Source organism: Pseudoalteromonas sp. PSi26 (genome assembly GCF_054960575.1).
Window position 1 is genome coordinate 228,758 of the sequence record NZ_JBHNYT010000007.1, and the last position, 22,367, is coordinate 251,124.

The 22,367-nt window shown below is 38.4% G+C and carries 24 protein-coding genes; 13 read left to right on the top strand and 11 right to left on the bottom strand.

The window, feature by feature from the left end; translation table 11 throughout:
- The first annotated feature begins 74 nt into the window (after positions 1-74).
- From ACFI34_RS10065 to ACFI34_RS10085, 5 genes are all read left to right on the top strand, one after another.
- A complete protein-coding gene (locus ACFI34_RS10065; RefSeq protein ID WP_462673379.1) occupies positions 75-932 on the top strand; it encodes a MipA/OmpV family protein in 858 nt (285 codons plus the stop codon).
- The gene (locus ACFI34_RS10070; RefSeq protein ID WP_462673380.1) at positions 922-1,305 is read left to right on the top strand and encodes a DUF3019 domain-containing protein; all 384 of its coding nucleotides are present in this window, start codon (positions 922-924) and stop codon (positions 1,303-1,305) included. The genes ACFI34_RS10065 and ACFI34_RS10070 overlap by 11 nt, the downstream gene beginning before the upstream one ends.
- A 21-nt stretch (positions 1,306-1,326) precedes the next feature.
- Positions 1,327-2,031, top strand: a complete 705-nt coding sequence (locus ACFI34_RS10075) for a response regulator (RefSeq protein WP_462673381.1) — start codon at positions 1,327-1,329, stop codon at positions 2,029-2,031.
- A 19-nt stretch (positions 2,032-2,050) separates the two neighbouring features.
- Entirely contained in the window at positions 2,051-3,343 is a 1,293-nt protein-coding gene (locus ACFI34_RS10080) for a sensor histidine kinase (protein WP_462673382.1), read from the top strand.
- 204 nt (positions 3,344-3,547) lie between these two features.
- Complete coding sequence (locus tag ACFI34_RS10085) at positions 3,548-4,900, top strand: sodium-dependent transporter (protein ID WP_462673383.1); 1,353 nt, start codon at positions 3,548-3,550, stop codon at positions 4,898-4,900.
- A 55-nt stretch (positions 4,901-4,955) separates the two neighbouring features.
- On the opposite strand, the gene ACFI34_RS10090 is transcribed toward ACFI34_RS10085, so the two are convergent.
- Both ACFI34_RS10090 and ACFI34_RS10095 read right to left on the bottom strand, forming a co-directional pair.
- On the bottom strand, positions 4,956-5,408 hold the full coding sequence (locus ACFI34_RS10090) for a GNAT family N-acetyltransferase (RefSeq protein WP_462673384.1): 453 nt from the start codon (positions 5,406-5,408) through the stop codon (positions 4,956-4,958).
- Positions 5,409-5,508: 100 nt separating this feature from the next.
- Entirely contained in the window at positions 5,509-6,252 is a 744-nt protein-coding gene (locus ACFI34_RS10095; protein ID WP_006793918.1) for a sporulation protein, read from the bottom strand.
- A gap of 267 nt (positions 6,253-6,519) precedes the next feature.
- Here ACFI34_RS10095 and ACFI34_RS10100 point away from each other — a divergent pair, with 267 nt between their 5' ends.
- Both ACFI34_RS10100 and ACFI34_RS10105 read left to right on the top strand, forming a co-directional pair.
- Positions 6,520-8,097 carry a cation:proton antiporter domain-containing protein gene (locus tag ACFI34_RS10100; protein WP_462673385.1) on the top strand — a complete coding sequence of 526 codons (1,578 nt, stop codon included), beginning with the start codon at positions 6,520-6,522 and terminating at the stop codon, positions 8,095-8,097.
- Positions 8,098-8,425: 328 nt separating this feature from the next.
- Entirely contained in the window at positions 8,426-8,641 is a 216-nt protein-coding gene (locus ACFI34_RS10105; protein ID WP_006793920.1) for a DUF3820 family protein, read from the top strand.
- Between the two features lie 102 nt (positions 8,642-8,743).
- On the opposite strand, the gene ACFI34_RS10110 is transcribed toward ACFI34_RS10105, so the two are convergent.
- The 6 genes from ACFI34_RS10110 to ilvY all read right to left on the bottom strand — a co-directional run bounded on the left by ACFI34_RS10110 (position 8,744) and on the right by ilvY (position 14,170).
- Positions 8,744-9,988 carry an ATP-binding protein gene (locus ACFI34_RS10110; RefSeq protein ID WP_462673386.1) on the bottom strand — a complete coding sequence of 415 codons (1,245 nt, stop codon included), beginning with the start codon at positions 9,986-9,988 and terminating at the stop codon, positions 8,744-8,746.
- Positions 9,989-10,009: 21 nt separating this feature from the next.
- Positions 10,010-10,702, bottom strand: coding sequence for a response regulator (locus ACFI34_RS10115; RefSeq protein ID WP_462673387.1), 693 nt, complete (start codon positions 10,700-10,702; stop codon positions 10,010-10,012).
- A gap of 14 nt (positions 10,703-10,716) precedes the next feature.
- On the bottom strand, positions 10,717-11,097 hold the full coding sequence (locus ACFI34_RS10120) for a DUF3019 domain-containing protein (RefSeq protein ID WP_462673388.1): 381 nt from the start codon (positions 11,095-11,097) through the stop codon (positions 10,717-10,719).
- A gap of 1 nt (position 11,098) precedes the next feature.
- Positions 11,099-11,818 carry a MipA/OmpV family protein gene (locus ACFI34_RS10125; RefSeq protein ID WP_462673389.1) on the bottom strand — a complete coding sequence of 240 codons (720 nt, stop codon included), beginning with the start codon at positions 11,816-11,818 and terminating at the stop codon, positions 11,099-11,101.
- Positions 11,819-12,105: 287 nt separating this feature from the next.
- Positions 12,106-13,152 (bottom strand): GGDEF domain-containing protein, encoded by a 1,047-nt coding sequence (locus tag ACFI34_RS10130; RefSeq protein WP_462673390.1) that lies wholly within the window; start codon positions 13,150-13,152, stop codon positions 12,106-12,108.
- Positions 13,153-13,264: 112 nt separating this feature from the next.
- Positions 13,265-14,170, bottom strand: a complete 906-nt coding sequence (gene ilvY / locus ACFI34_RS10135; protein WP_288337670.1) for an HTH-type transcriptional activator IlvY — start codon at positions 14,168-14,170, stop codon at positions 13,265-13,267.
- Positions 14,171-14,304: 134 nt separating this feature from the next.
- Here ilvY and ilvC point away from each other — a divergent pair, with 134 nt between their 5' ends.
- The 4 genes from ilvC to ACFI34_RS10155 all read left to right on the top strand — a co-directional run bounded on the left by ilvC (position 14,305) and on the right by ACFI34_RS10155 (position 20,078).
- Positions 14,305-15,777, top strand: a complete 1,473-nt coding sequence (gene ilvC, locus ACFI34_RS10140) for a ketol-acid reductoisomerase (RefSeq protein ID WP_410900412.1) — start codon at positions 14,305-14,307, stop codon at positions 15,775-15,777.
- Between the two features lie 178 nt (positions 15,778-15,955).
- The gene (locus ACFI34_RS10145; RefSeq protein ID WP_410900413.1) at positions 15,956-17,869 is read left to right on the top strand and encodes a methyl-accepting chemotaxis protein; all 1,914 of its coding nucleotides are present in this window, start codon (positions 15,956-15,958) and stop codon (positions 17,867-17,869) included.
- Between the two features lie 119 nt (positions 17,870-17,988).
- Positions 17,989-19,164, top strand: coding sequence for a tetratricopeptide repeat protein (locus ACFI34_RS10150; RefSeq protein WP_462673391.1), 1,176 nt, complete (start codon positions 17,989-17,991; stop codon positions 19,162-19,164).
- On the top strand, positions 19,161-20,078 hold the full coding sequence (locus ACFI34_RS10155) for a M28 family peptidase (RefSeq protein WP_462673392.1): 918 nt from the start codon (positions 19,161-19,163) through the stop codon (positions 20,076-20,078). Before ACFI34_RS10150 ends, ACFI34_RS10155 begins: the two co-directional genes overlap by 4 nt.
- On the opposite strand, the gene ACFI34_RS10160 is transcribed toward ACFI34_RS10155, so the two are convergent.
- The gene (locus ACFI34_RS10160) at positions 20,051-20,365 is read right to left on the bottom strand and encodes a GIY-YIG nuclease family protein (RefSeq protein WP_006793932.1); all 315 of its coding nucleotides are present in this window, start codon (positions 20,363-20,365) and stop codon (positions 20,051-20,053) included. The two genes, ACFI34_RS10155 and ACFI34_RS10160, sit on opposite strands and share 28 nt — an antisense overlap.
- 107 nt (positions 20,366-20,472) lie before the next feature.
- On the opposite strand from ACFI34_RS10160, the gene ACFI34_RS10165 reads away from it, so the two are divergent.
- Entirely contained in the window at positions 20,473-20,832 is a 360-nt protein-coding gene (locus ACFI34_RS10165; RefSeq protein ID WP_006793933.1) for an outer membrane protein assembly factor BamE, read from the top strand.
- 53 nt (positions 20,833-20,885) lie between these two features.
- On the opposite strand, the gene ACFI34_RS10170 is transcribed toward ACFI34_RS10165, so the two are convergent.
- Both ACFI34_RS10170 and ACFI34_RS10175 read right to left on the bottom strand, forming a co-directional pair.
- Entirely contained in the window at positions 20,886-21,209 is a 324-nt protein-coding gene (locus ACFI34_RS10170) for an RnfH family protein (protein ID WP_138527437.1), read from the bottom strand.
- Positions 21,206-21,646, bottom strand: a complete 441-nt coding sequence (locus tag ACFI34_RS10175) for an SRPBCC family protein (RefSeq protein ID WP_006793935.1) — start codon at positions 21,644-21,646, stop codon at positions 21,206-21,208. The genes ACFI34_RS10170 and ACFI34_RS10175 overlap by 4 nt, the downstream gene beginning before the upstream one ends.
- Positions 21,647-21,791: 145 nt before the next feature.
- Here ACFI34_RS10175 and smpB point away from each other — a divergent pair, with 145 nt between their 5' ends.
- A complete protein-coding gene (smpB, locus tag ACFI34_RS10180) occupies positions 21,792-22,271 on the top strand; it encodes an SsrA-binding protein SmpB (RefSeq protein ID WP_006793936.1) in 480 nt (159 codons plus the stop codon).
- Positions 22,272-22,367: the final 96 nt, after the last annotated feature.

The window sequence follows — 22,367 nt, forward strand, 5'->3', positions numbered from 1 at the left end:
TTTTTTTACAGATTAAGGGTACACCTTAACAATATACTACGCACTATAACAACAAATAATCAGGCTCAACGTGGATGAAATATACCTTACTTAACCGTACTCTTTTTAGTATTGTCTTGTTCAGTTTGGGCCTTATAGCGACCTCAGCCCAAGCAAGTAATCGTTATTATGCAGACAACACCCTTGAGCCAACTCAAGGCTTTGCATGGGACTGGAGCGCAGGTGCAAGCTACTTTGTAGAAGATACTTACCTAATTGGCACTAACGCCTACGACACCGATTTAGAGCTCGATTTAAGCCTTGCTGTATCATACGACCGATTTTATCTCGACTTTGACCATAACCAACTCAGTGGTGGTCTTATTATCGGCTATAGTATCATTGATAAGTATGATTGGGGCTTGGATATACTGGGCACGAACACCCAAGCAGGCTTTGACGAGAAAGGCCTTGGCTTTTATAACAGTGGTGTAATTGCAGAGCTTGATGGCATAAAGTCTCGTCGCTATGATTTTGGTGTTGGTCTAAGGCTTACACGCCGATTCGAAAACTCTCAAATTTCATTTGAATACCTTTATGATGTTTCTGGCGCCCATAACAGCTGGGTTGTTAACACCTTCTTTAGCCAAATTTTACCGTGGCGAAACTGGGAATTTAGATCCGGTGTTGGCGTAAGTGCTTATTCAGCTGATTTTACAAATTATTATTTTGGCATTGACCAAGAAGAAGTAGCCGAAAACCGACCCTTTTACGATGCACATGCAAGTACCAGCCTAATATTTGAATTTCATGCTGAATACCCAATAAGCCAAGATTGGGTTTTTCTAGCTGGCTTTCTTTCCACGTGGTTTTCAGCAGAAATCGACGACAGCCCAATTATTTCTCAAGGGTATCAGCATAAAGCCAAGGTAGGCCTACGTTATGTTTTTTAGATGGTTTTGTTTGCTAATAATTTTTCCTGTATCAGCGCTTGCGCAATCTAGCGATGCACAAAATACTTTAACCGCGGTCCCTGATACGTGTGTAGCTCTTCGTGAAGGGCGCGATTGTTATGCCGACGTTGTCATAACGTGGCACCAACCCGTTATTGGTAATTATTGCCTACGCGATGCAACATCAAAATACATTATGCAATGTTGGCTCAAACAGCAACAAGGTACATTAAATTACGCGTTTGATTCTAAGCAAAGTATCGCATTTGAACTATTTGATAGTAATACATCAAAAATAATTGGCACTGCAGAAGTAAAACTTCAGTGGGTATATCAAAACAGACAAAAAAAGCGTCGCTGGCGATTATTTTAACCACTGCATTAAGGATAATTTATGGATAATTACGGCACTATTTTATTAGTAGAAGATGATACATCATTGGCTCAGTGGGTAGCCGAATACCTAACTGAACAAGGCTACACTACCCATGTCTGCCACCGAGGCGATGAAGTTGTCAGTCACGTAAAAACCTTGAACCCAAACATTGTCCTACTTGATATTATGTTACCTGGTCAAGATGGCATTAGTGTATGTAGAGAACTTCGTAGCTTTTATAATGCGCCTATTATTATGCTTACCGCACGTGATGAAGAAATGGATGAAGTTATAGGTTTAGAGGTAGGTGCGAGCGATTATATAATGAAACCGGTACGCCCGCGTGCTTTGCTGGCTCGAATAAAAGCAGCACTTCGTCAAAGCAATGAGCCCAATAAATTGGAAAAAGTAGAAAGCACAATTTCGGTCGGATCGCTTAATATCAATACCGAATCGAGAAACGTGAAATTTAACGGCCAAAACATTAATATTTCCAGTGCTGAATATTTACTCCTGCATTATTTGGCAAGTAATGCAGGTCAAGTTGTATCACGTGACGCGGTTTTTAAAGCCACTAAAGGACGAGAATACGACGGACTTGATAGAAGTGTCGATGTACTTATTTCTGCACTAAGAAAAAAGTTTAGCGACGACCCACAAAACCCTGAAAAAATTAAGACAATTTGGGGGCGTGGTTACTTGCTCGTCTCTACTGCATGGTAACTTACAGCTGTATGCTTAAATGAAAAAGTTTTACATATCACTACTTGGCAGCGCCCTGGTATCTATTGTGGTTTTAGGGTGGCTTATAGACGCCTTTAGCCAGCAAGCACATACCCCACAAGACGAATTTAGCGTGCAAAGCAAAATGATGATGGGATTTAGTAAACAACTGGCAAATATTCCCACCTCTGAACGTGGCGCATATGTTAAACAGCTTGGTGAAGAGTTTGAACTATCAATCGATTATAAACCTAATGAATCACTTGCTTTACCTCCTTCATTATTACTTCAAATGCATGCTGTTGGCGGATTGATTTTAGAAGATCAGCAAGGTTTTTATATGCTGCATAGCAACCAAGCGCTAAATCCCTTTCATATTTCTATGCGACTTAAAAAAAGCGCAGACACCGATAAACGAAATGATATATTTTTAACTTTGCTTTTTTATGCTGGCTTATGCATTTTAATGGGATTCATTATTGCGCCACTCGCTAAGCGACTAAGTGTTCTCAATGAGGCTGCTAAACAGTTTGCATCAGGCAATACACAAGCCAGAATTAACGCCTCGCACTTCACGTACATAAGAGATGTAGAGTTAACGTTTAACCGTATGGCGAGCCAAATTGAAAAACTTGTCGCTGAAAATAAATTAATGGCATCAAGTTTATCGCACGATATACGCACCCCTATTGCCTGTCTTCGCTTTGGCTTAGATGCCGCCTTAGATACCCATGATGAAAAAAAAATAAAAACCTATTTAGAGCGTATGGAAAACGATTTAGATCATATGGAATCCATGCTTAAAAGCTACTTAGCGTTTGCAACACTTGAGCAAAACGCAAACAAATTGACGTACTCTTCTACAAATATAAAGCATTACCTTGAAGACATTTTAGTCCAACTTGCCCCAAAGTTAGAATCACAAATGCTAAGTGTTGACCTGAATAGCTCAACTGACATTATTGTGGCCGACCTTCATTGGTTAGCACGTGCTATTACAAACCTGCTGACCAATGCATGCGATTTTGCCGAACAATATATCTACTTGAGCGCCAAGGTTCACGAACGCCAACTTATCATAACTGTTGAAGATGATGGCCCAGGGATTGCCCAAGAAAACTTTAAAAATGTATTAAGCCCATTTTTTAGAGAAGAAGATCATAGAAACCGCGCAGATAAAAGCTATGGCCTTGGCTTGGCTATTGTTGAAAAGGTCGCTGACTGGCATAACGGTACTATTACTGTTAGCAAAAGTAAGCACTTAGGCGGGGCATGCTTTACCCTTAGTATTACCCAGCATTATAAATCGTAAAGTATAAATTACGCGGTGTAATTAACATTTTTAAAACAAAATCAACCCATTAATTTTAATCTACCCTCAACATTTACCAAAAACAGCGCATTAATCACACCACTGGAAAACTAAATTGTGTGGGATCAGCAAATAAGCACTTTTTATTTATTTACATTTCCAGTAGATTGTCAGCGCCGTTAAAAAACAGAGAAGTATAATAATATGAGCGCAGTTAGAGGCGAGTTTAGTTCTCGCTTTGGATTTATTATGGCCGCCGCCGGTTCTGCCGTAGGTTTGGGCAACATATGGGGCTTTCCCACACAAACAGCCAGTAATGGCGGTGCCGCATTTTTAGTTGCATATTTAGTGTTAGCTTTCTTTTTAGCTTACCCTGCGCTAATGGCCGAACTCATGATTGGTCGACACGGGCAAGCCAACGCAGTCGTTTCTTTAACTAAAGTATCCAACAAACCTTGGCAAAAACACTTTGCATTTATTGTCGGCTTTGGGGGTATTTTATGCGCCGGCTTTATACTTAGTTTTTATGCTATTGTTGCAGGCTGGATGCTTAGTGCAACAGCCCAACCTATCGCTGACTTGGCCGGAGCTGACGCAGCATCAATCTGGCTAAGCGAGCAATCACTTACTCGCAACGTTATTTTTACCCTTGTTTTTATTGTTTTAACAATAGCAATCATTAGCCGTGGTGTTGAAAACGGTATCGAAAAATGGTCAAAGCGCTTGATGCCCGCTTTATTGGGTATTTTATTTTTATTAATTGCTTATGTACTGACTCAAGAAGGTGCAATAGAAGGGTTAAAAGCCTACTTGTTACCTGACTTTTCGTCTATTTTTGACACCCAGTTAATTGTTAGCGCCTTAGGTCAAGCGTTTTTCTCATTATCACTTGGCACAAGCGTTATGATTATATACGGCTCGTATATTAGTAAAAAAGAAAACCTAGTGTCTCTTGGTGCATACGTAACGTTAATTGATGTGTTTATTGCCTTTGTTGCTGGTTTACTTATTATTCCTGCTATGTATGTAGCTCAAGCACAAGGTGTTGAGATATTTTCTGCCAGCGGAAAATTACTCTCAGAAGATACTTTAGTATTTCAGGTATTACCTGCTTTATTTGATGGTATGGGCAGTGTAGGTTTATTTGTTGGCTTTGCATTTTTTGCCCTAATGAGTATAGCTGCGCTCACTTCGTCAATATCAATGCTTGAAGCGCCTGTTTCCTATGCAGTAGAACGATTTGCCATGAATCGCATTCAAGCAACTTGGGTCATTGGCGCCTTGATAGCAGTTGTTAGCATTACGATTGTATGTAACCTAGGCGCATTATTTGGTTTAGTGATCACACTTACCACTAAGGTTGCACAACCATTACTTGGCTTAATGTGCTGTATATTTGTAGGCTGGATTTGGTACAGAAATTCATTACTACAAGCCATACAACAGGGTAATCCCGAGGTACATACTACGCTATTTTGGAAAATATGGCCTTGGTATACTAAGTTTGTGTGCCCTATCGCAATAGGTGCAGTGTTTGTCCACTCGTTATTAAGCTAACAACAACTCATATAAAAGCCCACACTTGTGGGCTTTTATATGAGTATAAATTTAACTAGCCGTTGTTAATTTTTAGTACCATATCTTGATGCGGTATACCGTCCTCTAAATATGCATCCCCTGTGCACTTAAAACTAAATGACTTATAAAAGTCCAGTAAATAGGTTTGCGCACCAATAACTATGTCCCGTTCAGGCCAATGCTTTTTACAACATGCTATTGCCTGCTCAACCAATTTACTAGCGATCCCCTTTCCTCTGTGATGCTCACTCACTAAAACACGCCCAATTGCACTGTACTGTCCGTTTTTTTCATAACAGCGGGCGTAGCTCATTAACTGCATATTATCTAACGTAAAAATATGCTGAGTAGTTTCAGAAGTATCAACATCATCCAACTCAGGGTAAGGGCACTTTTGCTCTACAACAAATACGTCTACGCGCCCTTTCATAATTGAAAACAAGGTATGAGGGGTCAGTTTGTCAAATGGTTCACAGTTAAAATGCATGGTAATCCTTAAACAAAAACCCAGCTGAAGCTGGGTTTAGTATCTCTTTAGTACGAAATGAAAATAAAATTACATTCATCGCTCTATATTATGAAAAGTATTAAGCGAATAAACGCTCTAACTGATCACATAACTGAGACAAGTTTACATGGTCATGTTCAATGGTAACATCAATATACCCATCGCCTCTAAATGCACGGTCAAGCTCAATTAAAACGTGAGTTTTGTGGGCTTCTGGTACAAATGACAACTCGATTTCTTGAATCCCAAATAAACTTCTGCTGTTAGGTTTATATTCAAGTTCTTGATAACACCCTGAAACAGAAGCAAACGTAGAGGCACGTAAAAAACCTTTTTCAACATCGGCTTTAGATAAACTAAAACCTAATTTATCCATTGCCTGCATACACGTTTTCACTGCTTCATTTGGATAAATATGAAGATGGTCTTTATCTGTTGGATCTAATGCTAAATCAATATCTAGTCCGGTTTCTAGCCAAACATGGGACTGGTTGTAACCCGCGTTAATTTCAGTGATCGGTGTTTCTGAATGCAAACGCGCTTCAAAAGGTATGCTTTTTACATCACCGGGTTCCAACTTACCTATATCTGTAATTCGCCATTGATCAATTACATGATTAGTAAAATAATCACCTTCATCACCAGCGACTTTAACACGGGTCATTAGTAATAAATCTAAGCCTGCAATTTCTTGGCTAACGTCACCTGCTGTAATGACAATATTAGCGTTAAAAAGTTGTCCTGGTTGCAGGTGTTCAGTCTCTAAAATAGTGTCAACTTTTGCCGCGCCAATACCAACTGATGCTAAGATCTTTTTAAACATATAATTCTCCTTAAGCTGAGCCGCTCTTAAATATGCCCTAACTTAAATGTTTTCGTTATCTCATCTTAACCATAATTAAAAGCTGTTGTCAGTTTAAAAGTAGGATTTAAATGCTTTTAAGGGTTAAATACGCTTAATCTGTGCATTTATCATCCAAACAAGGTGTTAAAAGCGACTAAATAAACAAAGCTCAAGTGGTATATTTAATTTTCATTAATCGCTGTTTTTAGCTACACTGCAGTACCAAATGATGTAATTTTAAGTATTATGGAACTAATCTACTTTGCTACCGCATTTGTGTGTGGTTTTGCCATTTATCAATTAAAACTTCCCCCTCTTATTGGCTTTTTGCTGGCGGGCTTTGCGCTTAACCTAGCAGGTTATAAAAGCACAGAATTACTTGATACAATTGCCGCATTGGGCGTTACTTTATTGCTGTTCAGTATTGGCTTAAAACTTAAAGTAAAAAGCTTAATAAAACCCCAAGTGTGGGCACCTGCTTCCCTTCATATTATATTTAGTAGCGCTATTTTTAGCGGTTTCATGTTGTTATTAGGTGTGTTTGCCCTGCCCCTTTTTGTTGACTTAAGTTGGCAAAGTGCCTTGTTGGTCGGCTTTGCTCTTAGCTTTTCAAGCACTGTATTTGCGGTAAAAGTATTAGAAGAGCGCGGTGAAATGGCAAGCTTACACGGTAAAATCGCTATTGGTATACTTGTAATGCAAGATATTTTTGCGGTTATATTTTTAGCTATTAGTACAGGAAAAGTACCCAACATTTGGGCGCTGGCTATTGTTATTGCCTTGCCTTTGATACGCCCTATTATGTATTTTATGCTCAACCGATCTAAGCATGGTGAACTGCTTCCTTTATTTGGTTTCTTTTTTGCGCTTGTTGCTGGTTATAACGCATTTGAATTTGCAGGCCTTAAAGGTGATTTGGGTGCGCTGATCATAGGCATGATGTTTGCCCCACATAAAAAAGCGGGCGAGCTATCAAAATCCTTACTCAACTTAAAAGATATTTTACTTGTCGGTTTTTTCTTAAGCATTGGTTTAAATGCTGAATTAACAGTTGATTCGCTTATCATTGCCATTGTGCTTATTTTTGTACTCCCTGTTAAAGTTATTCTTTATTATGTGTTTACTAATGCGTTTAAATTACGTGCACGTACCTCGCTACTTACCGCATTTACCTTATCAAACTACAGTGAATTTGGCTTGATTGTATGTGCTGTTGCAGCTTCAACAAGTATTATTACCCCTGAATGGTTAGCCGTTATGGCTATTGCTGTATCTATTACCTTTGTTATTGCCTCACCCCTTAACAAACGCTCGAATGAATTATATGTAAAAGTAGAAAGCTGGTTAGTAAAGTTTGAAAGCAAAACACGCCTAGCCGAAGAATTACCAGTAAACCTTAATGATACAAAAATTGTTATTTTTGGTATGGGTCGTATTGGCACCGGTGCTTATGAAACTATTAATATGACTCACCCCAATTTAGTAGCGGGTATCGATATAAAGCCCGAAGTTGTCGATAAACACATAAGTAGAGGCCGTAAAGTACTGATTGCAGACGCTACCGATCCTGATTTTTGGCAACGTGTAAACCACTCTCACGTTGAAATGGTCATGTTAGCAATGCCAAAACACATGCAGAACATTTTTGCATTAGAGCAGCTTCAAGCGTCAGGTTACACAGGGCAAGTTACTGCAATTGCAAACTACCCAGATCAACAAAAAGAGCTTGAAAGTATGGGGGTGCACTCAACGTATAACTTTTACTTAGAAGCCGGTAGTGGTTTTGCTGAACATGTAAAACAAGAATTGTTTGGTGAAAAATAGTATTTACTATGTGTAAAGGCACAAAAATAATTCTTTTTTACTAGTAAATAAATAAAAAGCAATTGTATTTACATTCCTTTACAAGTGCATGCACCACGTCTGCAAAAAACAGGTAAACTGTCTTCGTTGGTTAAATATACCCATGTTAAATACAACCTAGTTAGACTCCAGCTAACAAAAGTTGTGTCGGGCTTTTTACACCAACAAAAATTCTTAAATCAGAGGGCCTACTCCCTCACTCAATAGGCTGTTTCTTGCCCGTCACAGCCTATTTTATTACTCTAAAATACCTTACACTAACCCCATTGATACACCAAAAAGCAAACCTATGGATCCGGAACAATTAAAAATTGCGATAAATACTAAAATGCCATTTGGAAAATATTCAGGTCGTCCATTATTATTACTTCCCGAACCTTACTTAGTTTGGTTTAAACAGCAAGGTTTTCCAGATTCAAAATTAGGCAGTCAGTTAGCTATGATGTACGAGGTTAAACTAAATGGCTTAGAGCAAATGCTTATGCCATTGCTAGAAAAAAAATAAAATTTACGAAACTATTTTATAAATTGGCGGTCTATTTAATTGCTACTTGTTGATTTTGGTTTTAACCACAAAAAAAGCGCCTTTTGGCGCTTTTTTTATTTTTTAGTTTTGCTCTATGGGTAAGCTAATAATGAACTTTGCTCCACCTAAAGACGAATGTTCAATACGATAACTTCCCTGATGCCAAGCAATAATTTTAGCAACAATCGCTAACCCAAGGCCAAATCCACCTGTTTTTTTGCCTCTACTTTTATCAAGCCGCGTAAAGGGCTTAAATACGTTTTCTCGCTCTATTTCAGCAACGCCCCTGCCATCATCTTCAATTACAAACTGTACTTCGTTATGCTGAGTAACAAGTGATATTTTAACTTGGCTATTAGCGTATTTAATTGCATTACCAATTAAATTTTGAAAAGCGCGCGCCATAAAATGCGGATCACATTGGTAAATCAAGCTACTTGGTAATGCTTCATCCAAACTAATTTTCTTATCAAAATTAAGCTTTTCAACGCTAACTTTTATTAACTCAACCAAATCAGTTGGGTATGGTTGTAGGCTAGGTTGTTGAGAGTCTAGTTTTGCGTAGTCAAGCATCTCAGAAACTAAACTTTCAAGCTCATTAATATCGCTGTTCATATTAGCAATATAAACTTCACTTTTTTCATCTGATAAACGTTCATCTAGCATTACTGTTGCAAACTTTAAGCGAGCTAAGGGGGTTCTAAATTCATGAGAAACCGACGAAGTCAGCTCTTGTTGAGCGTTTAATAAAAAACTGATGCGTTGTTGCATTAAACTGAGTGTTTCAGTAATTGGTAAAAAAAACGACTTGGAAGTATCAGAGAGTTGAAAGTCTTGAGCACCTTCAACGGCTTTACATGCATTACGCAATTTAGAGAAGTCACGCCAAAGTAGGAAGCTCCATAAGCCTACGGGAATACCCACAATAGTAAGTAATAATACGTATGGCCATACAGAGGTCGTTACGGGGGTATCTAATCCTATAGGCCCTACCTGCAAAAGCTCATTGTCATTGAGGGTGATATACCAAACAACTCGCTGTTGTTTGTCATATAAATATAGATAGTGCTGACTATTTAACTGAGCCAGTTGTTCTTGAGGTAGTGCTAAATCAGCACGACTAATAACAAGGCTTTTGTAGTGCTCCTTTAATTTTGCTAATCCATTGGGTGTTTGTGAAAGCAGCCAAAGCGACTGCCCAAATTCGTCATCAAGAAAAACGTGCTGTTGCGATTCATCATATGGCCATAATTGTTCTATAACACCGCTAACAACAAACAATGAAACCACAATATAAATATATAAACTTGCAAACAGCTTTCCCATTAATGCCTATTAACCTTGTATTTAAAGATCCCACGCATCGGAAACAAATAAGTAGCCTTGACCCCATACTGTTTTTATACGAAATGGCTTGTCGCTATTATCACCCAGCTTTTTACGGATACGAGACACTCGAACATCAACGGTGCGATCGAGCCCGTCATATTGGCGACCAATCATATGTTGATGTACATGCTCTCTACTAAGCACTTGGCCAGCGTTTGAGGCTAACAACCAAAGTAACTCAAACTCATGCGACGTTAACACTATCTCTTTGTCAGATAGTTTCACTATACGGCTAGTCTTATCAATGATTAAATCACCAAACTGTAATTCTTCACTCGTTTTTGTCACTGTTTGACCACGGCGTAATAGCGCATTGACTCTTGCGAGTAACACACGAGGCTCAGCTGGTTTAATAACATAATCATCTGCGCCAAGTTCTAAACCCAATACTTGGTCAAAATCTTCGCTTTTAGCGGTTAACATTAAAATTGGTAAAGAAAACTTATCACGCACTTGACGACACACGCTAAATCCATCTTTGCCCGGCAACATAACATCTAAGATCATTAAATCGGCGTGATTATTTTCTAAATAATCAAACACCTCATCACCACGTTCTAAAGCTGCGACTTCTAATCCATTATGTTCAAGGTAATCTTTTGTGAGTTGCTGTAAACCAAGATCATCTTCAACAAGTAGAATTTTTGGCATTGATTGCTCCTAAATTAAAAAAAGCTCCATGGTGAACGAAGCCGACGCCTACTTTTTTGTACATGAGTACTTTGTACTTCAACCTGTGCTTTAGCTATTAACATGCCAGATTCCGAATTGATTAAGGAGTATATGGTTTCGACCTGAACACGCGCTTTATAATTAAACTCTCCTGCGCGCTGCTGTTGCCAGCAATGTATCTTTTTACTCTGTTCATATATGCAAACATCCCCCACCACATCTCCCTGCCATTCAAACGTTAAATCAAGATCGCAAAAGTCCTGTACCTGAGAAATGACACATACTTTGGGTGACACAGTAAACGACGCAGCTTGCGCATTACTGAGGGGGATAAGTAGTGGCGCTAAAAATAAAATGACCATTAATTGTTTCATATTAAAAAGTGCGTTCGAATCCTATAAATGCAGTCATTGAATAGTCACGCTCTAAAAGCGGACTATCATTAATAGCCGAGTAGTCATAATAAGCTAAATGAAAACGAACAGAATATTCATCTCTTAAGGGTAATCGCCCATCAATTTTTGCATAAGGTTGCCAACTGCTGGCAACCTCAACATGGCCCAATAAAGTTTCGCCGTCTTTAAGGCCATAATAATAGGTATTTAGTTCCGCCGATTTATAATTTAAACCAAACGATGGTTTAATATTTACGGGCCCAAGTTGAGTATGGTATTGCCACTGTAATGCACCGCGAACACCGTTATAAACATTTGTCAAATCATGCAGTAATTGAACAGAAAACACATGGTGATCACTCACATAATGATAAGCAAGCCCGGTGTCTAAGGCTAGGTGGCGTTTATGTAGGTCATTTAAATTAACATTTTTTACTGATGAGGCCTCTGCAGCCTGCAAATAAAACGGGCTATCTGCACTGCTGCTTTGTAGCGTAGACACATTACTTGGATGCCAATCTATAAAAAAACGAGACTCAGTATTAAGCTCGCTAACAATGTTTAATTGGTGTTTAGAAGTTTGAAGTAAAGAATAGCCTAAACGGCCATTATCAAAAAACCAATCTTCAGCATAAAACGCTATTTGAGGAATAACGACTAAAGGAACATTGTCACCACCACGCAAAGGATTTGTGATCACACCGACCCCTGCGTTAATACTAAAAATTAGCTGATGAGATTGAACATGCTGCTCTGAGAACTCTTGATCCGAATACGTATTTGGCTTGGCACTTAACTTAAAACAAGTGAGCAAAAAAATTAAACAAAGAATGGTAAATAGAAAGAAATTAAACCGCATCAGCGTAAATCAGAACATAAAATTATTCATTTACGGATAGTAACAAGGTTACCTAAAACTATCTGTAGCTGATTACAATCATTCACACTTTTTATACACAAAGTAAAAGTTTAAACCCCTGATAATAATTAGATATCAGGGGCTATTTCTACTCGGTTACGTCCATGTGTCTTAGCAATATAAAGTGCTCTATCGGCACGCTCAACCAGCACTGAGCTTTTTGTAAACGGTCGTAGTATAGCTAAACCAAAGCTTGCTGATATTGCACGTTTGTTGTTTACATCTTGTTTTTTACGAATAGCTAATTTCGCAATTTCTTGTCTTATACACTCAGCAAAAGCAACTAAATCATTTATGGTGTCAAAATAAGCTGTAATACAAAACTCTTCTCCGCCGTAGCGATACGCTTTTGCTTTGTCAGTTAAGTTATCTTTTACTTTTTTTGCAACTAGCTTAATAACTTCATCGCCTTTTTGATGGCCAAAGTCATCGTTAAATCGCTTAAAGTGATCAATATCAAACATAATCAGTGCAGCAAGGGAGCTTTCTGTAGTTTGCTCTGAGTACTCGCGGCAAAAGTCATTAATATCAGAGTCAAATTTACCTCTGTTATAAAAACCTGTTAATGGGTCTGTGTCGGCAGCTTCTTTAGAAAGGTTAAGCGCTTCTTTTAAGTCTTTAATTTCATTATACGCAACCGCTAGCTTTGTTTGAAATTCGCGAGCAGAGTCTTGCATTGCAATAGACTCATCAGTCAAACGCTCAACACAACCAAGAATATCGTTAAAAGAGTTAGTATCTATCAGGTTGTTTATTTCGTTCTGCGAGTCAATCAGTGAAGTACTGAAACTTTTAGAATGACCAAGTGTGATACTTATATCTTGCTGGATATTTTCAACCGTATTATGAAATTTATCCGACATTTCCTGAAAAATAGCTAAATCTTCATCACTAAGATGCTTATCAAATATTTCTTTTGCTTTACTTTGAGTGCATGTTTGGTGCTCTGAAATAACTTGATCTAATTCAATGTTTAAAGACGGTTTATTACCCTGAAAATAGCAATACCAAATAGCATAATTAATAGGTGTTACCGGCATACGGTACTTCACCATCATAGGTACTGCTTTTTTTAAATACTGAGCGGAATGAGAAAGTGATACTGCATTATTCATAAAGAACTCTCAAGCGTCATTTTTATTATTAGCATTCAATGTTAAGTAATAGTAAACCTTTACGCAAGCCATAATAATACTATTTTATGAACTTATTTAACGGTAAAAAAATCTAAATCGCTTTTGCGTCTAAAGTTTGTGCAATATTCCACAAAGCACTAATAGCGGGGTCGTTGAGCTCTTTTCTTAAAACTGCTAAGCCAATGTCAAAGCCTTCAGGGGCTTGCATTTTTGGTGTGAGTATCTGTACTTTATCTTTTAGTGGGCTGTTATCTAATACTATTTTAGGAACCATTGCTACACCAAATCCTAGGCTAACCATAGAGACCATTGCCTCATGCCCCGCCACTTGTGCATAAATTTTTCCGTGAATATTGTTTTTTCGCCACCACATTTCTAGGCGCTGCCTAGAAAAACCCTGTTCAGGCACAATAAACTCTAATTCAGACCAATCAAGCTCTGTATTGTTTGATGTTAATTTTTCAGTAATCGTACATTGAACTTTTGGACCAATAAGCACTAATGGTGAATGGCCTATATCTACAAAAGCAATTTGCGCGGGTAATTTTCCGGGTTTAGCTGCTATCGCCATTGATTCATGACCATCTAGCACACGGTTTATAGCTAGTGCAGGGTCGCCCGTATTTAGGGTTATTTCTATATACTGATGCTGCGCTCTGAGTTGCTCTAAAATTTGATGCAAAAAACTATAAGAGGCAGTAACAGAGCAATAAATACTGACTTTTCCATAAATATGTTGCTGTGGCTCTTTCACATTAGCTTTAAATCGTTGCCAGTTAGCAAGGGTAGCAGTGGCGTAATCAATAAAAGACTCCCCCTCTTTTGTTAATTTTACACTGCGGTTATCGCGTATAAATAGCGCAACGCCCACCTCTTCTTCTAGGTGTTTAATATTACGACTTAATGTAGGCGCACTCACATGGCAAAGCTCGCTTGCTCTAGCAAAGTGCAGTGTTTTAGCCAACGCTAAAAAATATTTTAAATGCTTATGATCCATAGCAACACCAGTATTTCATATTTTGAAATACTTTAATTCAAATATATCATTTTACGCAAGCAACATTTTTAAATATGGTGTTTACAAGCGCAAAATAAAGCGCATCTAACAAACATATTTATAGGACACTAACAATGGCGAATTACTTTAATACCTTACCTTTACGCGAACAATTAGCGCAATTAGCGCAATGTGAATTTATGGACGCAAGCGAATTTACAGACGGTGTTAACGCACTTAAAGGTAAAAAACTAGTTATTGTAGGCTGTGGCGCACAAGGTTTAAACCAAGGCCTTAACCTACGCGATTCAGGTTTAGACGTGTCTTATACGTTACGCGATTCAGCTATTGCTGAGCGCCGCCAATCATTTTTAAATGCATCTGAAAACGGCTTTACTGTAGGTACTTACCAAGAGCTAATTCCAACAGCTGACGTAGTACTTAATTTAACGCCAGATAAACAACACACAGCAGTCGTTAACGCCATCATGCCATTAATGAAACAAGGTTCTACACTTGCTTACTCACATGGCTTTAATATTGTTGAAGAAGGCATGCAGATTCGCGAAGATATCACAGTAATCATGGTTGCACCTAAATGCCCAGGTTCTGAAGTACGTGAAGAGTACAAACGTGGTTTTGGTGTACCAACACTTATTGCCGTTCACCCAGAAAACGACCCACAAGGTCATGGCCTAGCACAAGCTAAAGCTTACGCTGCTGGCACAGGTGGTGACCGCGCAGGCGTGCTTAAATCGTCATTCATTGCTGAAGTAAAATCTGACCTTATGGGTGAGCAAACTATTTTATGCGGCATGCTACAAACGGGTTCTATTTTATGTTTTGACAAAATGATTGAAAAAGGAATTGATGCAGGTTACGCATCTAAACTAATTCAATTTGGTTGGGAAGTGATCACAGAAGCCCTTAAATACGGCGGCGTAACAAACATGCTTGACCGTTTATCTAACCCAGCAAAAGTGAAAGCATTTGAACTTAGTGAAGAGCTAAAAGTAATTATGCGTCCACTTTATAATAAGCACCAAGACGACATTATCGACGGTACATTTTCACGTGTAATGATGGAAGATTGGGCAAACGATGATGCTAACCTTCTTAAATGGCGCGCAGAAACCGCAGAAACTAATTTTGAAAAAACACCCGCTGGTGATGTAGAAATCTCAGAACAAGAATTCTTCGACAACGGTATTTTGATGGTCGCTATGGTTAAAGCAGGCGTTGAACTTGCGTTTGAAACTATGACAGCAGCAGGCATTATTGAAGAGTCAGCATATTACGAGTCGCTTCACGAAACACCGCTGATTGCTAATACTATTGCACGTAAAAAGTTATTTGAAATGAATCGTACTATTTCAGACACCGCTGAATATGGGTGTTACTTATATAACCATGCTTGCTTACCATTACTTGCTGACTTTATGAAAAATATCGACACCGATGTAATTGGTAAAGGCCTAGGTGAGCAAAGTAACCAAGTAGACAACAAAGCGTTAATTGAAATTAATACAGCGCTTCGTGAGCATCCGGTTGAAAAAGTAGGTGCTAAATTACGTGGCTACATGTCAGCGATGAAAAAAATTGTTTAACGTTATCCTTTAAGTTTCGCTTGTTAGAAACCAAGCTCACATGCTTTGCGTGTGGGCTTTTTTATGCCTTATAGTTTAGTTAAAAAGAGGCTATTTTTATGTTCATTCGCTTTATTTAACTCTAAATAAATTGTGTGCTAACATCGTATTCTACTTCGTTGTAAAAAATTATTATAAAATGATACAAAACCTTTCTATTACTCAAAAAATCACAGCACTTGGCAGTGGCATCGCTATTTTTGTTGCAGCACTCATTGGCATTACATCGTTATACAGTTCTGAAGATATAATAGAACAACGTATGATTGAGTCTGAGCTACCAGGTAAGCTGCAAACAATTAGTAACCACATTGGCGGTGAAATAAACATGCTAATTGGTGCTGCAGAGCAACTTTCATCAAATGAATTTATTTTACAATGGGCAGAAACCAATAATAACGATGCATTGCTTTTAAAAGAGCTAAACCGCTTGGTAGAACAATACGACTTAGCCACTGCATCGTGGGCTAACCGAAACACCGCACAATACTGGAATCAAGAAGGCTTTTTACGCATACTAAAAAACGATGAAGCCGATGGGTGGTTTTTTGCCTTCAAAGAATCAAGAAAACCCTACTCTATCAGTATTTACCAAGAGTCAGTGAACGACGTAAAAATGTTCATTAACCACCAACAAGTGAATGGTAAAGGTTTAGCAGGGCTTGCAAAAAGCATCACTGACATGCAAAAGCTACTGCAACAATTTAAAATTGAGCAAACAGGGTTTGTATTTATTGCTGACAAAAGCGGCCTTATTCAACTACATAAAGACTCAAATAAAGTAGCCAAAGCTAATATTGATTCTGTTTATGAAGCCAACATTAGTAATGAAATATTAAGCTCAAACGGATTTAGGTTAAAAGAAATCGATCTTGATGGCCAAGCCACCCTTGTAGCAGCAACCCCAATAGAAAACACAGACTTATTTATTGTGGCTCAAGTACCAAAAAGTGAAGTATTTGCAAGTGTAAGTACGCTTCAGTGGCAAATATTTACATTTACTTTAATCATTGCCTTAATTGCTAGCCTAATTAGTTACTTGTTAGCGCGCTCGTTGTCTTCACCATTATTTAAAATGGGCGAATTATTCTCTCGTTTAGGCTCTGGCGACGCAAACTTAGCATACAGGTTACCCGAATCAAGCCAAGCCGAGCTTAATAACTTAAGCGCGGGTTTTAATCAGTTCATTAGTAAAATTGAAGTAGCCATTGGCCAAGTTGCCACAGAAAGCCACGATATAAAGCGCAGTTCCGACCATGTGTTTGAGCAAGCTAAACGAAATTCTCAGGCTATAGACAGCCAAAAAGAACAAACTATTTCTGTAGCCGCAGCCATTAACCAAATGGGTGCAACAGTGCAAGAGATTGCTCAAAGCGCAGCTAACGCCGCCAAGCTTACCGATAGCAGTCGCGAAAATACAATGCAAAGCCACAATCAGGTAATGCAAAGCCAGGCAACCATCTCTGCGCTTGCAAGCGACATTGACGGCATAACAGAGCAAGTGTCACTACTCTCTAAAAAGACGGTTGATATTGCTAGTATTATTGATGCGATTCGCAGTATTTCAGAACAAACAAATCTATTGGCGTTAAATGCGGCAATAGAATCTGCTCGTGCTGGTGAGCATGGCAGAGGGTTTGCGGTTGTTGCCGATGAGGTAAGAGCGCTGGCAAACCGCACTTCACAATCAACTAACGAAATTCAATCAATGATTGAAGAGCTTACCCAAATATCAGATGACGTAGTAAAAGATATTAGCCAGTCAAAAGATAAAGCACAGCAAAGTGTGGGGGCAATGCAAAACTCCGTTGAGTTACTTGATGTGATTAGCGAAACATCTAACCAAATAAATGATATGGCAACTCTAATTGCAACGGCTACCGAACAGCAAAGTAATGTAGTCGCCGATGTAGGGCGTAACATTGAACAAATTAGCGAAATTAGCGACAACGCCATGAGTGAGCAGATGAATACTGAGCAAGCTATTCGTGACCTAGCAAGCAGCGCTCAAACATTAGATGCCTTAGTGGCAACCTTTGAAAAGCACCGTTAAAACCTCTGAACTATACCAATTCGCTTAATCAATGATCCCAATGGGTTGATATCAACGCGAATTGGTATTAAACACCTCCTCTAAACAAAATTGCGACTACAATTAGTTTGGAGGTGGTTATGCAAACCAATCAATTTAAGTTTTTGATCATATTTGTGGGGCTGTTTACGCTGAGCGCATGCAGTTCAACAAAGCTTGTCGCACCACCAGTTAAACTGCTCCAAATAAATTCGTTTGAGTCACATACTCTAGAATCACCAGAAGAAATTTTTACTCTTAGCGACAGCCTCAAGCAGCAGCTCAAAAGCCATTTAAAAAGTAAGCAATCTGCCCAAACGCTGGCACACAATATATTGAGCTTTTTACTTAAAAATGGTGATGATTCGCTTTCATATCAATCGGGGGCAACCCTCACCGCATCACAAACCTTTAAAAACTTAAATGCAAATTGCTTATCACTCTCTATTTTAGCGTATAGCCTTGCTGACTATTTAGGTATAAAAGCGCGGTTTAATAAAGTTCATATCCCAGAATATTGGGCTCTTAACAATGGATTTAACTTACTGACAGGCCACATTAACTTAAGTATTGATACAGTCATTGAACCTTCTAACCAGTCGGTATTTATTTACCAAGGCAAAAAACGCTTAATAATAGACTTTGACCCTAATAGCCGCCAGGCTCGCTTTAAAACAACACCTATTAGCAAAAACACTATCACAGCCATGTTTTATAACAATAAAGGGGCTATTGCACTTGTTAATAAGCAGTACGACTTAGCTTATAACTACTTTCGTAATGCAGTGAAAGCCGACCCTAATTTCAGTGCTGGGTGGGGGAATTTAGGCGTATTGTTTAGACAATTAAACTACCTAGCTGAAGCAGAACAAGCATACACCCACGCAATATTGCTTAATCAAAACAACAATACTGCACAAGGTAACTTGGCTGTTTTGTATCAGCTAACAGGCCGTTCGGAGTTAGGCACTGACATCTTAAAAAAATTACACATCAATCGTCAAAACAACCCTTATTACCATGTATCCCTTGGTAATACAGAGTTTGAGCAATCTAATTTTGCACTTGCATTAGCACATTATAAAAAAGCCTATAGCCTTGCGCCTTCATTACACGAAAGCCACTTTGGTCAAGCTAGCGTGTACTTTAAATGGGGAAACACCCAAAAAGCGATATACCATCTTGAACAAGCAGGCAAAAAAGCTGACTTTTTACATGACAAAAAACGTTATGAGAGTAAATTAAACGCATTACTTTTATTAACAGCAAAACTATGACCATTAAATACTTTTTATGCTTAATTTTAATATGTGTGTGCGCTAATAGTTATGGGAATGCCCTTCACACGCAGCTTATTGATGATTTAAACCATTTAGCAAGCAATGCGCTCATGGGCCGAAAAACAGCAACAGAAGGTGCAGTGAACACGCGAGCATACCTACATAGTAGGCTTTCTAAGTTTAATCTAAATGTAAGTGAGCAAACGTTTACTTATAAGTCAGGCATTTTTGAGCATGCACAAGGCATTAATATTATTGCAGTGCCCACCAAATCTACACAACGTAAAAAAATAATTATTACTGCCCATTACGATCACCTTGGTAAGCGAGGTGGAAAATATTATTTTGGGGCAAATGACAATGCAACAGGCGTTGCTGCCCTGCTTTACTTGGCGTCTTCGTTACAAAATAAAGAATTCCCTTACGAATTGGTATTTGTATTAACTGACGCAGAAGAAAATGGCTTACATGGCAGTAAAAACTTTGCACAAACGCTTAACTCGAATAACATTTTAATGAATATAAATTTAGATATGCTTGGGGTGAAAAAACATAAATCCCGCGTGTATGCATTAACATCCTACTCATTAAAACAAAAACTTAAGCCCGTATTCACCGCCTTAAATAACACTAAAATAACAATCAAACCTGTCTATTCGTCAAAACAAATGAATCGGCTAATTAAATCACAAAATATTGATTGGCATAAGGCAAGCGATCATTATTCATTTGCGCAAAACAACATACCGTATGTTTACTTTGGAATGGGTCACGACCCTCACCACCACACAACTAAAGACACCGTACAGCACATTGATATACCTAAGTATGTAAGTACCGTACTCGCAATAGAGGGCTTTATTAAACAGTTAGCGCACCATCATTATGATGATTTAAACGCTGAAACATAAGCCTCTTTTTTTGCCCTTGGTAACTTTTTTATTTTACACTCAAGCTTACTCGCTTCGCTTTTACTCCCAACTTCCTGCTGATGAATAAGTATAAGAGGCCCTTTACCTTTTAAATTTTTCGCCCCTTTACCTGCTTGATGCGTTGCAAAGCGCTTATCTACATTAGTAGTTATTCCGGTATACCAGTGCCCAAAGCGTGTTTGCACTATGTACAAGTGCCATAAAGTGCCTGAAGTATGTGTTTTTGGCTCTAGGGTTTGTAAACTTTTTTCATTATTGGTGGTCAAATTATTACCTTAATACCCTTAACTCAAAACAATTGCTTAAAAGGGTTTTACCTTCAGTGACTAATCGGTATCATGCAGATTATAAAAAATAAGGATCACAACAAACAATGCAGTCGTTAAAAACTTTTTCTCTTTGGCTTATCGTCGCTTTAACACTTAGCTCTGCAGCGGGTTGCTCTAGCTGGGTATACAGAATAAACATCCCTCAAGGTAACTTTTTAGAGCAATCGGATGTTGAAAAGCTTCGTGTAAACATGACTCGAGACCAAGTTATTTATGTATTAGGCCGTCCTATTGCCACAGATGCTTTTGATAACAACACATGGCGTTATGTTTACAGCTTCAATAAAGGCCGTGAAAACGAGCAACATAAAGAGCTAGTGATTAACTTTGAAAATGAAAAACTTGTTTCGCTTTCAGGTGACTACGATCAGCCAGAAAATTTCAACACCCCTTTAGAACAATAATATTGTCGCTAAAGTAAAAAGGTAAGCTTTGCTTACCTTTTTTTATACCTAAATTATCGCTCGAGTGGGCGACCACCCGTTATTTTATTTGCTCGGCCTTCTTCTTTTGCCTTTTCAGCGCGTTTTCTTCGTGCATCTTTAGGGTCTGCAATTAATGGACGGTATATTTCAATACGATCCCCATCTTTTAATTCGTAGTTTGCCTTAACCGTTCTATTCCATACACCTAATGTAAGTGCATTTGCGTCTATTTCAGGGCACTTTTCAATAATACCCGACTGAATAACCGCTTGTTCGGCCGTGCAGCCCGGCTGCACCTCAAGCGATAAACAGGTTGCAGTAGTAGGTAAAGCAAAAACAACTTCAATGTTAATCATATTCGCGCTCCGTATACTTCTTTAGCTCGCGAAGTAAAGGCACTTACCATATTTTTTGCAACATCATTAAAAATTTTACCAAACGCGAGCTCAATAATTTTGCTCGAAAATTCAAATTCAAGCTCTAAATAAACTTTGCATGCATGGGCATCTAATGCTTGAAAATGCCAACGCCCTTTAAGCGTTTTAAATGGGCCATCAACCAGTTTTAATAACACGGTTTGTTCGTCTATAAAGGTGTTTTCGGTGGTAAACCACTTTTTTATACCCGCCTTAGATATTTCTATACTCGCGGTCATGTTATTATGCTGCTGCGAAACAATTTTTGAATCAGAACAATTTGGTAAAAACTGAGAATAAGCTTCTACATCATTAACTAGATCAAACATTTCTTTAGTGCTGTACATAACCAGCGCACTTTTTTCTATTTGTGGCATACTCACTCCCAAATGTGTGGGAGAATTTTAGCAAGCTTTGTTCGTTTCCCCAAACTTTCATGACGCATAAATTAGATCTAATTTTTTAAAATCATTACTAAAAATCGATGTAAAACATCTCACATTACGTATATTATAGGGCACTATGGCTAAGAAAAATTCATCAAAATCGACAAGCAATACCATCGCGCTAAACAAAAAAGCGCGACATGAGTATTTTTTACACGATAAGTTTGAAGCAGGTGTCGAACTACAAGGCTGGGAAGTAAAAAGTATCCGAGCTGGTAAAGTAAATATCTCTGAAACTTATATACACCTTAAAAACGGCGAAGCATTTTTACTTGGTAGTCAAATTCAACCATTAAATAGTGCCTCTACTCACGTTATTTGCGACCCTATGCGTTACCGAAAGCTTTTACTAAGCAGACGAGAACTTGACCGCTTAGTGGGAGCAACTGAACGTGACGGCTATTCATTAGTGGCTACAGCCATGTATTGGAAAAAATGTTGGGTGAAACTTGAGTTTCATTTAGCAAAAGGTAAAAAAATGCATGACAAACGCGAAGACGGTAAAAATAAAGACTGGTCGCGCGAAAAAGAGCGCTTAATGAAGCACAAAGTTTAAATAAAACGCCTAACTCAGTTAGGCTTTTTTTTTATAAAAAAACCTAGCACCATTTGTTTTATTAATACACAACAAGACCATTATTCAGCCTAAATA